The 13,480-nt window shown below is 35.1% G+C and carries 15 protein-coding genes and 1 pseudogene; 3 read left to right on the plus strand and 13 right to left on the minus strand.

The genetic code is table 11. The features are described from left to right. Positions 1 to 202 precede the first annotated feature (202 nt). The 7 genes and pseudogenes from ACYUJ6_RS10870 to mdcA form a co-directional block, all read right to left on the minus strand. Positions 203 to 1,615: a LysM peptidoglycan-binding domain-containing protein gene (locus ACYUJ6_RS10870; protein WP_461842806.1), complete on the minus strand. Its 1,413-nt coding sequence runs from the start codon at positions 1,613 to 1,615 to the stop codon at positions 203 to 205. Between the two features lie 319 nt (positions 1,616 to 1,934). Next, positions 1,935 to 2,273: pseudogene (eutB, locus tag ACYUJ6_RS10875) on the minus strand (ethanolamine ammonia-lyase subunit EutB); the annotation flags it as partial. Positions 2,274 to 2,286: 13 nt separating this feature from the next. Continuing rightward, positions 2,287 to 2,535: an ethanolamine ammonia-lyase reactivating factor EutA gene (locus ACYUJ6_RS10880; protein WP_461845492.1), complete on the minus strand. Its 249-nt coding sequence runs from the start codon at positions 2,533 to 2,535 to the stop codon at positions 2,287 to 2,289. Then, positions 2,514 to 3,260, minus strand: a complete 747-nt coding sequence (locus tag ACYUJ6_RS10885; RefSeq protein WP_461842807.1) for an ethanolamine ammonia-lyase reactivating factor EutA — start codon at positions 3,258 to 3,260, stop codon at positions 2,514 to 2,516. Before ACYUJ6_RS10885 ends, ACYUJ6_RS10880 begins: the two co-directional genes overlap by 22 nt. A 245-nt stretch (positions 3,261 to 3,505) precedes the next feature. Beyond that, positions 3,506 to 5,143 carry a biotin-independent malonate decarboxylase subunit beta gene (locus ACYUJ6_RS10890; protein ID WP_461842808.1) on the minus strand — a complete coding sequence of 546 codons (1,638 nt, stop codon included), beginning with the start codon at positions 5,141 to 5,143 and terminating at the stop codon, positions 3,506 to 3,508. Continuing rightward, on the minus strand, positions 5,127 to 5,438 hold the full coding sequence (locus ACYUJ6_RS10895; protein ID WP_461842809.1) for a malonate decarboxylase acyl carrier protein: 312 nt from the start codon (positions 5,436 to 5,438) through the stop codon (positions 5,127 to 5,129). The genes ACYUJ6_RS10890 and ACYUJ6_RS10895 overlap by 17 nt, the downstream gene beginning before the upstream one ends. Positions 5,439 to 5,454: 16 nt before the next feature. After that, positions 5,455 to 7,107, minus strand: coding sequence for a malonate decarboxylase subunit alpha (gene mdcA / locus ACYUJ6_RS10900; protein WP_461842810.1), 1,653 nt, complete (start codon positions 7,105 to 7,107; stop codon positions 5,455 to 5,457). 104 nt (positions 7,108 to 7,211) lie between these two features. On the opposite strand from mdcA, the gene ACYUJ6_RS10905 reads away from it, so the two are divergent. Further along, positions 7,212 to 8,078 (plus strand): LysR family transcriptional regulator, encoded by an 867-nt coding sequence (locus tag ACYUJ6_RS10905; protein WP_461842811.1) that lies wholly within the window; start codon positions 7,212 to 7,214, stop codon positions 8,076 to 8,078. A gap of 9 nt (positions 8,079 to 8,087) precedes the next feature. Here ACYUJ6_RS10905 and ACYUJ6_RS10910 read toward each other — a convergent pair whose 3' ends face one another. The 3 genes from ACYUJ6_RS10910 to tnpB all read right to left on the minus strand — a co-directional run bounded on the left by ACYUJ6_RS10910 (position 8,088) and on the right by tnpB (position 9,771). Beyond that, on the minus strand, positions 8,088 to 8,264 hold the full coding sequence (locus tag ACYUJ6_RS10910; protein WP_461842812.1) for an ATP-binding protein: 177 nt from the start codon (positions 8,262 to 8,264) through the stop codon (positions 8,088 to 8,090). After that, positions 8,239 to 8,367, minus strand: coding sequence for an ANTAR domain-containing protein (locus ACYUJ6_RS10915; RefSeq protein ID WP_461842813.1), 129 nt, complete (start codon positions 8,365 to 8,367; stop codon positions 8,239 to 8,241). The genes ACYUJ6_RS10910 and ACYUJ6_RS10915 overlap by 26 nt, the downstream gene beginning before the upstream one ends. A 297-nt stretch (positions 8,368 to 8,664) precedes the next feature. Continuing rightward, positions 8,665 to 9,771: an IS200/IS605 family element RNA-guided endonuclease TnpB gene (gene tnpB, locus ACYUJ6_RS10920; protein WP_461842427.1), complete on the minus strand. Its 1,107-nt coding sequence runs from the start codon at positions 9,769 to 9,771 to the stop codon at positions 8,665 to 8,667. 95 nt (positions 9,772 to 9,866) lie between these two features. Here tnpB and ACYUJ6_RS10925 point away from each other — a divergent pair, with 95 nt between their 5' ends. Both ACYUJ6_RS10925 and tnpA read left to right on the plus strand, forming a co-directional pair. Next, a complete protein-coding gene (locus ACYUJ6_RS10925; protein WP_170065774.1) occupies positions 9,867 to 10,040 on the plus strand; it encodes a hypothetical protein in 174 nt (57 codons plus the stop codon). Beyond that, positions 10,006 to 10,347 carry an IS200/IS605 family transposase gene (gene tnpA / locus ACYUJ6_RS10930; protein WP_242977743.1) on the plus strand — a complete coding sequence of 114 codons (342 nt, stop codon included), beginning with the start codon at positions 10,006 to 10,008 and terminating at the stop codon, positions 10,345 to 10,347. The genes ACYUJ6_RS10925 and tnpA overlap by 35 nt, the downstream gene beginning before the upstream one ends. Before the next feature lie 148 nt (positions 10,348 to 10,495). On the opposite strand, the gene ACYUJ6_RS10935 is transcribed toward tnpA, so the two are convergent. From ACYUJ6_RS10935 to ACYUJ6_RS10945, 3 genes are read right to left on the minus strand one after another with little or no spacing between them, the layout of a single operon-like run. Beyond that, positions 10,496 to 10,768, minus strand: coding sequence for a response regulator (locus ACYUJ6_RS10935; protein ID WP_461842814.1), 273 nt, complete (start codon positions 10,766 to 10,768; stop codon positions 10,496 to 10,498). 56 nt (positions 10,769 to 10,824) lie between these two features. Next, the gene (locus ACYUJ6_RS10940; RefSeq protein ID WP_461842815.1) at positions 10,825 to 11,994 is read right to left on the minus strand and encodes a M20 metallopeptidase family protein; all 1,170 of its coding nucleotides are present in this window, start codon (positions 11,992 to 11,994) and stop codon (positions 10,825 to 10,827) included. A gap of 17 nt (positions 11,995 to 12,011) precedes the next feature. Further along, positions 12,012 to 13,454, minus strand: a complete 1,443-nt coding sequence (locus ACYUJ6_RS10945) for a M20 family metallopeptidase (RefSeq protein WP_461842816.1) — start codon at positions 13,452 to 13,454, stop codon at positions 12,012 to 12,014. Between the last annotated feature and the right edge of the window lie 26 nt (positions 13,455 to 13,480).

Consider the following 13,480-nt stretch of genomic DNA (forward strand, 5'->3'; position numbering starts at 1 on the left):
ATGTGAGTTTATTCCCTTTTAGTTGGATATATAAAAACAAGCCCAATACTGTTAAATAATTCAAATTAGAAATACATATATAGAATATACTCCAAAAAAGAAGTGAGTACAAATTTGACTTTTATACGAATCTATACTCATTTCCCAATTTTAATATAATTCTATCATAAATTTTCTTAGATAACTATTTCAGTACACCACATTATACAAGTTTTATGACATTGAAATTATCTTGAAGCAAAGTCCAATTTTGTGGAAATGCAAAACCCAATGCCCAGTAACTGACACCTTTTAATCCATAATCCTTAACTGTATCAAATTTGGCCTGAGCGCTTCTTGCATCCTCAAACCATACCTGGTGCCGCCTTCCCTGTGAATCCGTATAATTATAAAATGGTGTCTGGCTGACTGGATCAAATTGTATGACCACTTGATGTCTCACTGCCCTTGCCACAGCCTCCTGCATGCTGAAAGTCTCTGCCTCCATACCCTGGACATGGGGAAGAATCCAGTCCCTTGCATAAAGTTGAAAACCAAATAAAATCTTTTCCCTTGGTATAACAGTAACCGCATAATCCAGCACCTGTTTTATCCTGTTTAAAGGTGAAATTGCCTGGGGAGGCCCTAATCTATATCCCCATTCATAGGTCATAAGCACGACAAAATCCACAATTCTTCCATGGGCTTCATAATCATGAGCTTCATACAATAATCCCTGCTGACTTTCTCCTGTCTTTGGTGCCAGGGCAGTGGATACAAAAAAATTTTTCCCGTGCAGTCTCTGAACCGCAAGCTCAAGAAATGTATTATAATTTTCCCTGTCAGATGGCAGTACATTTTCAAAATCAATATTCACTCCCAAATACCCTTTAGTTCTCATGATATTAATTATGTTTGTAATAAGATTTTCTCTGATATCCTCATTGGACAGAACAACATGTGCCAAATTATTGCCTAACTCTGTAGCTGTAAAATTTGTTACTGCCATCATGGGAACTATATTTTCAGCATAAGCAGCATTTATTACGGCAGAATCATCTATAGTTTCCAAAGTACCATCTTCTCTGATTCTATAGGCAAAAGGACTTAAATAGGTTAAATCTTCTCCCACTTCCCTCACAATGCCGGGAGAATTTTCAGTAAAATCATAGATATAGCCATTTACATAGATAGAAGGTCTTTTCCTGGGAATAACAATTACAGTCCCAGGATATACAAGAGATGCATTTGGAATATTATTTACATTTATTAATCTTTTCAGTGAAACATGGTATCTTTCAGCAATCTGCTCTAAAGTTTCTCCGGATTTTATCCGGTATCTAACTGCAGGAATATATAATTGAAGCCCTGGATAGATATTTTGCGGATTGATTATTCTATTTGCCTGTAGAATCTCCTGCAGAGAAATCCCATAATTTTGAGCAATCTGCCAAAGGTATTCTCCTGGTTTTACAATATGAGCAGTATCTTCTACGGGAATTATCAAGGATTGACCAATAAGAAGATTGTTTGGGTATTGAAGTCCATTGGCACTGATTATTTCAGCCGTTGAAATTTTATAAGAATTTGATATTTTCCAAAGTGAATCTCCCTGCCTAACTACATAAATAAACACAGACATCCTCCATATTATTACTGTATATATTAACCTATGCATATGATCCGAAAAAGTTCCTATGCTGACACTTTTATCCCATGACTGTCCCTGGCTAAGGCCCCAAAAACAAGTAATACTGTACCCCTTGATAAGCTTTCCTAAGGTTCAGGCAGGGGAAAAAAGCATTCTTTATGGACAAACTCTACCTGAACCTTAAAATCACTTGATATCCATCCCTTAGTTTACTGCTTCTTTCTCTTCTACTTCCAAATCACCTGTAACCTCTGTTCTCTTCTTAAATACTGCAAAATAAAGAATGAACCCTACTAATATAAGTACTACCTTTTTTCCCAATTGCAGTATTGCATGTGGCAAGATCTTTTATCTTTTTAGCTCCATAGATCAAATCCATATTGCTCATAAGCTTGGTAACCACTGCTATCATCTCAGAAGTCAAGCCGTCTCTTATTTCCTTTATGCTCTTTTCATCAGCTCTCAATAAGAACTCTCTAAACCCGCCTACAGTTAAAGATTTTATTTTATTGTAGCAATTTTCGTCCACCTGATCCTGTATAACCCTGGTAACCTCGTCTTTTTCATAGGGTACCACCGGGTTGTTTCTTAAATCTTCAAGAGTTAGTTCGGATAAAACAACTTTTGCTGCAACCCTCTCAGCATCATTTTCTCAATCAACCTTTGAGAATCAAGGTTTTTATAACTACCGGCACTACCCCTGATATAGATTTTCCTATATCAATATAATCTCCATTTGTCACTTCTATGTTGTCAATACATATTACTTTATGATTTGAATCAATATTTTTAATAGTTTGTCCTAACGCTTTTGCAAAATCGCTTTCTACAATTACAATTATTGGATTATCACTGCAGCTAAAAACTTCAACTATGGCATTTGCTATTTTTTTATCTGTGAATATTTAGGAGATTTAGGTCCTTTAAAAGCAATTGCCCAATTTGTATCTTTATATATTCTGGACTTGCTGCAGATATTTTTATAAATGGACTCAGATTTTTCATCTTCACCCATGGGGATTTTCACAATTGGAACACTTTTCACAGGCAATATATCATCTTCAAACATTATGGTACTTCCACTTATCTTTACAGAATGGCTTCCTGCTCCTATTACAGTAGCCCTTATTTTTTCTTTAGGCTGCAGTAATTTACCCTTTTGCATTTTAAAAATCTGCCTTATGGAATATCCTAGGACAGGTCCTATATCCTTGAACCTTAAAGCCTCTGAAAGTGTGTCTATTTTTAAACTGCTGTATACAAATTCAGATACTCCACCTGAGAACATAAGAAATTGTGACTTTATATTTTTACTTTTATGTTGAATAAAAAGTTTCTCCTCTTCTCTGGATAAATCTTGATTATTGAAAGTTTTAAAAATCACTTTTGCAAATTCATCTGTAAGAGCTTTCAAATCACTGAACTCAGGCTTTTCTCCAACACAGAGATTCAATTTTAAATTATATATGAGTTTTCTTATCTTATTTGATATATAGGTTATTTTATCTTCAATTTTGATATTAGGGACAAGAAAAGAGTCAGCTGTATTTTGCATTGTGATTTGACTAAATATAATCTGTGTAGTGCTTGTTCCAATATCAATTCCCACACTTAAAATTTTATCTTCCATTACCTTCTGCAATCACCTCTTTTATTAGAAAATTTTAATTTAAAAAATAGAGCCCAAACACTCCTGTGTTTAAGCTCCATTGCTTATTAAAATTCTATTAATTTTTTCAGAGATATTAAAAACTTTTAATATAAAGTAACTGCTCCATTGCACTTACTTTTTAATTTACAGTAAGTTTATCACAATAATTTGTCAATGTAAAGCGTATTTTTATAATAATTTAATAAAATATTTGTAATTTATTATTAAATCGATTTCCATTCTTCTTCTAATCTTTTTATAACTTCAACTGATACAGGTCTTCCATTCTGTAGACTTTTACTTTTAAGTCCAACCCCAGCGCCTAAATCTGCAGATGAAGAATTTCTTATGTCATCTATATTGGCTTTAATAATTTTTTTGGTTTTTTCCACCTGGACATCCGTTGGGTCATCTACATTTATGCCATCTATGATATTTGAAAGCGAACCCAGTTTACCATAGCAGTTTATGTCATAGGATAATCCTGGGATTTTCTTGCCAATTTCATTCAGGTATTCAGTGTCTTTCTTTAAGGTCTTTGCATAATCATCTTTTTCCATTACATGAACAAATACCTTTGGATCATCAAAAGCTATAATTCTGTTTGCCTGATATCCATGTGAAAGGAATGCTGCCGACACTGCTTTGCCTGCAATAAGAGCAATTACGGGATGTCCTTCTCCCCTGGCAGTTGCATAGGCATCCACTGCAGAAGCACAGGACTGAAATATTCCTAAAAGCTCTTCATTGTATCCATAGGCCTGTCCTGGTACATCCACCACAGCTATTATAGGGGTTTTTTTATTAATAGGCTTGTGTTTATCCTTTTCCACTATCCCCCTTATTCTTTCTGCAATGGTCCATCCTTCATATAATCCCATTTCTCCATTTTTTGCCCCTGGAAATCTATTATTTAAATTTGGAACTACAGATATAATATAAACTTTATCTTCATAAAAACTGGCCACCGTGCTCAGAACAGAGTCATCAACAGCAGCAGTTCCACTCTTTCCAGATAATTTTTCAAACCAGGTTCTTCCCCTGCTTACAGGATTCTTCACTTGTTTCATATCTACTTTTTGGGCAAAATCAATACTGTTTATTTTATCCAGGTAATATTCCTGTTTTCTGCTTCTTAAATCTTTATTTCCATCAGAAGCCATAGCCTTGATTATGGTATTTCTTATACTATCTATATCATCATCAGCTAAATAATCACAAAATCCCTGAGTATATCTTGCCTTGCCCCCAATTGTGTCCCATATAAGTGATTTATTTCTGGAATTAAATTCACTAGCTCCAACTTTTTCTTCTATTGCAGCAGGTTCATTCATAAAATACTTTCCGTGCTTTGTCATTATTAAAATGGAACACAAGGCTGCAGTTACTGCCATTGATCCACAGTTTCCCAGTTTCCCGGGTATGACCCCAATAACAGGCACATACTTTCTAAGTGCAATAACTGCAGATTGTATTTCAGAAACAGCCATAAGACCATAGTTGGCTTCCTGAAGTCTTACTTCTCCATTGTCAAACATAATTATTGGGACTATTTTATTTCCCCTTTTATTTTCTCTCAGGGCAATGTTCAGTGCTCCTGAAAACTTAGCACCAGAAACCTCTCCTATTCCGCCATTTAAGAATATTCCTTCTACTGATATAACAAGACTTTCCTGTCCGTTTATCCTGCCCCTTGACACTATAACTCCGTCATCGCTTTCAGGAACAACATCTTGAATTTCAAGATGTGGGGATTCCATATAATCCTGGGGCCCTAAAAGTTCTCTGAAGGTTCCACTGTCAAAAACTATTTTTGCTCTTTCCCTGCCTTTTAATTCAATGAAACTATCCTTTAATAACATCTTTACTCTCCTCCAATGCTTCAAGTATCCTGAGCTCTATTATACCAGGGGTATTTCCAAAGTCATTTATTTTCATGTTAATGGATACGGGATATTTTTTAAAAAATCTATTTATAATATTTTTGTATATATCCTTTTTCCCCATAGTTCCTGTTCTTATAATCACTTTTGATACATTGCTTTCATTATTTGGTTCAATAGTAACTTCAAGATTTTTTGGACCTACAACTCCTGTATGACTTCTTTTATATACCTTTTTATTGCAATTTTCATATTCAAATTCATATAACTCCATAATTTACATCTCCCATCTACCAATTTCTAAATTTCACAGGTGGCTCATAGAGTCCCTGGGACCATTGAACAAGATCATCTATATCCTTTGCAGCAAGAAGATTTCTCTTTGCATCAGTTCTTTTTATTCCCATATCCTCAGGATAGGCAACAATTCCCCTTCTTCTGAGAGCATTGATTTCACCATCTGTTATTTCAAGTCCAAGATCAGTTACACCTGCAATTGCTGCAAGAGCCTTTTTTCTTTCATTTATGTTTTCTGCCTTATACAAATAAGCTATTCCCTCTTCAGTTACCACATGAGTAACATCATCGCCATATATCATTACAGGTGTTACAGAAAGTCCTGAATCTTTTCCGACTTTCACTGCATCAAGTTTATCTACAAATACAGGATTGTCACCTCTTTTAAAGGTTTCAACAGTTTGAATTACAAGTTTTCTTCCCTTCTCTGTTTCTCCTTTTTCAGTTATCATATCAAGCCAGGCAGCAGTGGAATGTCTTCTTCCCCTTGAATCGGATCCCATATTTGGAGCTCCTCCAAATCCTGAAAGCCTTCCTGCGGTTACAGTTGAAGAATTCCCCTCATTGTCTATCTGAAGTGTGGAACCTACAAAAGCATCTAATGCATACTGGCCTGCCATTTGTGCATAGATTCTGTTTGATCTTAAATTTCCATCATTGCCATCAAAAAATATATCGGATCTTGAAGCCACATATTTCTCCATTCCAAGCTCTCCTCCAAAACTATATACACTTTTCACCCACCCTGTTTCTATTGCAGGTATAAGTGTTGGATGGGGATTAAGCACCCAGTTGGTACATATCTTGCCTTTTAGTCCAAGGGATTCCCCGTAGGTGGGAAGCAGAAGTTCTATGGCTGCCGTATTATACCCTATACCATGATTCAATGAAATAACATGGTGTTTTGCATATATTCCCTTTATAACCATCATGGCTATGAGAATTTGAACTTCATTTATTTTTGCAGGGTCTCTTGTAAACAATGGATCTATATCATATGGAGCATGGGATTCAACTATAAAATCCACCCATGAACCGGGTATGTCCACTCTTGGCAGATGATCAGTAATTTCATTGACCTGAGCTATCACTATACCATCATGAAAAGCTGCTGCTTCCACTAATACGGGGGTTTCTTCAGTATTGGGTCCTGTATAGAGATTGCCATTTTCATCTGCTTTTTCAGCAGCAACAAGTGTTACATCAGGAATAAGATCTACAAACAATCTTGAATACAGTTCCAGATAAGTATGAATATCTCCTACCTTTATTGTTCCATCTTCTATCATATTGGATACCTTTACACTTTGAGAGCCGGCATATGAAAAATCCAGGATACTTGCTATTCCCTTTTTAAATATCTGGAGGTGTTCAGTTCTTGAAAGATTTGATATGACCATATGAAGATTATTCACCTTTTTACTGTCAACTTCTAAAAGTGATTTTGACAAAAAAGATGCCTGCTTTTGGTTATCACCTTCAAGTGTCACTATATTGCCGGGATATATTGCCCTTTCCATTACATCTACAATTTTATCAGCTGGTATTACCTTTCCTTTAGATATTTTTAAAACAGCATTAAGTTTTTTTTCTTTTTCAGCATGCCTTGTGTCCCATTTTCTCTCACTTAGCTTGATTTGTTTCATTTACATCACCCCTATAATTAAAATTTTAGTCTTTTGTTCTTATAACTTCCAATACATGTTATTATATATGTATATAACATATTTGTTATAAGGGGGGATTTATTATGGAACTTCAACAACTTAAGTATTTTGAAACTATAGCTAAATATGAAAATATGACTAAGGCATCAAAACTTCTTCTTGTATCTCAACCTGCCCTGAGCAGAACACTTAGGCAGCTTGAAAATGAACTGGGCGTTAAGTTATTTGATAGGAATGGCAGAACTATACAATTGAACAGATATGGCAAAGTGTTCTTTAAAAAAGTACATTCTGCACTGAGTTCCATAGAAGATGGAAAAAGGGAACTAGTGGATATGAAGGAAAATAAACCTCAAAATATAAAACTGATGGTACTATCCGCATCTGGACTTATTCCCGATCTTTTAAGTTCCTTCAGGGAAATATATCCTAAAGTAGGTTTCAGCCTTTTTCAAAATGAAAATGAATACGGCAGTGATGACTGCGATTTTTCAATTTTATCATCATACTCAGATATTTTAAACAAATTCAGTATTCCACTCAGAACAGAGGAAATATATCTTGGAGTACCAAATAATCATCCTCTTTCCTGTAAAAAAAGTATAAATCTCATTGAAGCAAAGGATGAGTCTTTTATAAGTCTTAAACCAAACAAGGCATTGAGAAAGATAACGGATATATTTTGCGAACATTCAGGATTCATTCCCAATATAGTTTTTGAAAGTGATGAACCATCAATGGTAAGAGGACTTATAAAGGCAGGACTTGGAGTTGCATTTGTTCCTTACATATCCTGGACAAAGCTTATCGGTCCCTCAATCTCCCTTATACATATAGATATGCCTAAATGTGAACGGACAATATATCTTTCCTGGAAAGAAGGAAAATACCTTACAAAATCTGATTATCTTTTTAAATCTTTCACAGAAAAGTATTTTAAAGAACTGTAATATTGCCTGTTAATTTTTAAAAGAAAATACTGCTTTTGTGCCACTTTTATTTGATTCAATGTTTATGTCACCCTTTAATTTATCTTTTATTATACTCTTGACAATATTTAAGCCAAGACTATTATCCTTTATTTGACCTGTGTCAAAACCGCTGCCATTGTCAATTACCGATATATTGTAATACATAATTCCCTTTTTTTGAAGTTTCCAGAATTGAACACTGATTGTTCATACTAAGTTTTCGTATTTTGCCATAGGCTTCATTTTCAGTTATACTGTATTTTTCCATGAGCAGTTCTTTAGCTTTGTAAATTATTTTAGTTTTTCCAGCCTGCTGTTTTATCTCTACGACTTTATTTCTAATTGATTTTATCTCCCTGCCCTTAGATATTGCAATTTCAATTTGGGGAATCAGCTTTCTTTCGTCTATAGGCTTTACAATATATCCGAAAACACCAATTTCCTTGGCTTTATTGGTGAACTTACCCCACCCACAAGGGGATGGGGCTTCCTGCTTCTTCGACCTCGCAACCTACTATCTCCACAGGCTTAATTCCGATAGTTCCTACCGTATTTATCTACAGGCTTACGCCACTGATATTTTTAGTTCTTTCAATCCTTGCTTTAGAATATTTTTACTTGCATTGGTATCCCTATCGTGTTTGCTATCGCATTTAGGACATATCCATTCCCTTATGTTTAAGTCCTTTACTTCTGCATTTTGATAGCCACATACCGAACATAATTGACTTGAAGGGTAGAAAGTATCTATTTTATGTACAGTTCTACCATACCATTCAGCCTTATATTCAAGTAGTCTTGTGAACTCCGACCAACTGCAATCACCTATTCTTTGTGCTAACTTTTCATTCTTCATCATGTTTTTTACATTCAAATCTTCAAGAATTATAATTTGATTTTCTTTTATAAGTTTCAAAGATTCCTTATGCAAAAAATCTGCTCTTTGATTGGCAATTTTCTCATGGATTTTTGCAAGTTTAACCCTTGCTTTATGATAATTCTTACTTCCTTTAGTTTTACTGCTTAATCTTCTTTGAACCTTAATCAAATTCTCATAAGACTTTTGAAGATATTTAGGATTTTCTATAGTTTCCTCATTGGACATAGCACAAAATGACTTTATACCTACATCAATGCCTATTGCATTAGAATTTTGAGGTAGTTTTTCACTTTCAATATTGGTGCAACAAATGGAAACAAAGCACTTATTCGAAGGGGTTCTACTTACCGTAACATTAAGTATTTTACCTTGAATTTCTCTATGTTTTTTAAACTCTATCCAACCAATTTTAGGTAGTTTAATTTTATTGCCTTCAATTTTGATGTTATCATTAACCATTTGAGTTCTATAACTTTGATTATGATTATGTTTACTCTTGAATTTAGGGAAGCCACTACCCTTAAAGAAATTCTTATATGCTTTATCCAAATCTCTCAAACTCTGTTGAAGTGATATTGCGTCTATTTCTTTAAGCCATTCATGTTGACTTTTAAGGCTTTTCATATCGTTGGCACACTCAACATAAGACATGGATTTCCCTTCACTTTTGTATAAGTCTATCTTCTTTTCAAGATAGTGATTATATACAAATCTACAAGAGCCAAAAGTCTTACTTAATATTATTTCTTGTTCTTTAGTTGGTACTAATCTAAACTTGAAAGCCTTTTCCACAATATCACTTCGTTTCTCATATAGTTCATGTAGTTATTATACAACATCATTGAAGCAGCGTCAACTATATGGTATAGTTTATATGAGGTGATAGCATGGCAAGAAAAAGCATTAATACAACTTTAGATGTTGATTTATATTCTAAAATTCAAATCCTTGCTCTTAAAGTAAGTGCTGAAAAACAAACTAAAATCAATGCTAATGACTTAATTGAGGAAGGAATGAAACTTATAATTGACAAGTACGAAGGTACTGAAAACAAAGCATAGCATTTACAATATTAATTACCACATTGTCTTTTGTCCTAAATATCGTCATAGCATTTTTAAGAATACTTTAGAGCAAGAACTCAAAAAAGTTTTTCAAATGATTTGCTTCAACTATGGTTATGAGTTATTAGAAATGGGAATAATGCCTGACCATTGTCATTTATTTATTTCTACACCTCCAACCATTGCACCAGTAGACATTGTTAAGACTTTGAAAAGTGTATCTGCACTGTATATTTTTAGAACCTTTCCAAATCTGAAACGACAAAGGTTTTGGGGTAGTGGATTATGGAGCAAAGGTTATTAGGTTGGTACAGCAGGTTCGGTATCGACTGAAACAATTCAAAGGTACATTCAAAATCAGAAGTTAGTGTAATGTTAAGTTAAGGGAGTATTGAACTCCCCTAACTTAAAGCCCTTACATCCTCGACCACAAGGGTACGAGGTTTTACAGGCTAATTTATAAATTCTTTTCCACTATAGGCTGTAAGCATTACCACAGCTTCCGCCAGCTCTTCTTTTATTATTAATTGTGCAGCCTGTATACCATCCAATTTGGACATTTTTATATCCATGATGGCCAGATCCGGTCTGCACCTTCTGCATAAATCTACCGCTTGAAGTCCATCAGAAGCTTTTCCCACCACATCATATCCTGAAGATGTAAGCATCTCATAAATATCCATTCTAGTAATAGGTTGGTCTTCAGCTAATACTATCTTACCCATTTTAAATCACCCCTATGCTAAAATACAATATAAACATGCTGTAGCTATTCAAGATGTTAATTTTGCAAAAAATCCACAGCTATCTGGGCATAAACTGCTGCTCCTATGGGAAGACAATTCTCATCAATAGTAAAATGATTGGAATGCTGGGAATACATCCATCCCTTTTCCTTATTCCCTCCACCCAGTATCATAAAAGTACCCGGTACCTTTTCAAGATAGGATGAGAAATCTTCAGAACCCATGATTTTTCCTATTTGAATTATATTCTCTTTACCTATTATTTTAGCTATTGATTTTTCTGCAAACTCAGTTGAAGTATCTTCATTGACAGTGGGGCTGTATCCTTCTTTATACTTAAAATCATATGTACAGCCATATGCACCGCATATGCCGTCTATTATTTTTTTCATCCATTTAGGCATCATTTCCCGGGAATGCCTTGAAAATGTCCTATTCATTCCCGTCATTTCAACTTTTCCCGGAACCACGTTAAACCTTTCACCAGCATTTACGGTTCCCACATTAATAACTATGGGATTTCTTGCATCATTGAATCTGGTTACGATGGTTTGAAATCCCTCCATTATTGCAACAGCACAGGGCATGACATCCACTCCCTGCCAGGGTGAAGAACCGTGACAGGATTGTCCCTCTATAGTGAGCTGCCATTCATCACCAGAAGCCATAAAAGGTCCTTTTTGAACTACTACCTTACCGGTTTCAATCATACCAAAAGTATGCATTCCTATAATTATATCCACCTTAGGATTTTCAAGGGCCCCATGTTCTATCATATAATCCGAGCCAGCTGCTGCTTCTTCTGCTGGCTGGAAAATAAACTTTACACTGCCATTTAATTTATTTTTTAAATTGCACAATATTTTTGCAGCCCCTAAAAGTTCTGAAATATGAGTATCGTGCCCACAGGCATGCATATATCCCATATTTTTTGAACTATAGGGAAGTCCTGTATCCTCTGTAACGGACAATGCATCAATATCAGCACGAAGTCCAATGACTTTTCCAGCATTTTGCCCCTGTAACAGCCCAATAACTCCTGTTTTACCTGTAGCCCTCACATCTATACCCATCTTTCTAAGTTCCTCGGCTATAATTTTCGATGTTCTCACTTCTTCAAAAGATGGTTCAGGATACATATGAAAATCTCTTCGCAATTTAATCATCCAGGGTTTAATTTCTATAGCCTTTTTTAGCATATTCATTTTTATACTCCCCCCAATCAAATAACTTTTTGAAGACTTTTCTTATTTATAGAAGGCTCGATATCCGAAGGAATAGGACATACATATTTTTCTCCATGAAGCCTTTCCTTTAATTCTTTTTTAGATTTATTGATGAGCTCAGGCTTTTCAAACAATTCCAGTACAGAAAGTGCTATAATTTTTCCTGCCATAAGCATACTTTTATGAGAAAATTCCCCTTTCATCTGGGCTACTACCTGCCAGGAATGGCCTGGTGTACCCAATGCATAACAAGCTGTAAAACACTGTGCTGTTGGAACCACCCAGCTTACATCACTTACATCTGAAGATGCATGAATTATACGGGAGCTCTCTTTATAGGGCATAATAAAATCTGCAATAGCTTTTTCTTTTAATTCATCCTTAAATTCCTGATTTATAGCAATTGGAAAATAATTTTTCTGCTCTTCAGTTAAAGTCTCCCTTATCTTTTTAGCGTATTCTATATCTTTTTCATCAGGGATCACAGGTCCCAATTCCGACATTTTTTCATACACTATTTTATTTAAAGTACTATTTATAACAAGATTTGAAAGTGCATTGTCAAAAATCACCTCACATCTTGTGTCTGTCATAAGTGCAGCTCCCTTAGCAATATTTTTAATTCTCTCGTAAATATCCTTTACCTGGTTCATTTTAGGTGCTCTAACCAGATAAAGTACTTCTGAATAGGATTGTACAACATTAGGTGAAGAACCCCCACTGTTTGTAATGGCGTAGTGTATCCTAGCATCCTGAATGACATGTTCTCTTAAATAATTTGCACCTATATTCATAAGTTCTACTGCGTCCAGTGCACTTCTTCCCAGATGAGGGCAATCTGCTGCATGGGCACTTACACCGTAAAATCTAAAATAAGTTTCTATATTGGCAGTCATACTGCTGCCCAATACTGCATTTATACTTTGGGGATGCCATCCAAAAACTGCATCTACCCCCTCAAATACCTTTTCCCGAACCATATAAGTTTTACCTGAACCCCCTTCCTCTGCAGGGCATCCAAAATAACACACAGTTCCACTCATATTATGTTTTTTTAAATAATCCTTAACTGCCACTGCAGCTGCAAGAGAGCCTGCCCCTAATGCATTGTGTCCGCATCCATGTCCATTTCCACTTTCCACCAAGGGCTGCTTTTGTGCAATTTTTCCTTTTTGACTTAAATTATACAATGCATCATATTCACCTAGAATTCCAATTACCGGTTTGCCGCTGCCGTAAACTGCCTTAAATGCAGTATCAATACCTGCTGCACCTTTATACACAGTGAAACCCTCATCTTCAAGTACATTACACAGAAGATTGGATGATTTGAATTCTTTAAAGCTATTCTCAGCAAATTCCCATATTCTATCACTAACTTCAACAAATAAATTCCTTTTTCCCTCTATAATAGATATGATTTCATTTTTATCCGCCATAAAATACTGCCTCACTTTTTAATAAA

This window comes from Clostridium sp. JNZ X4-2 (assembly GCF_054889485.1).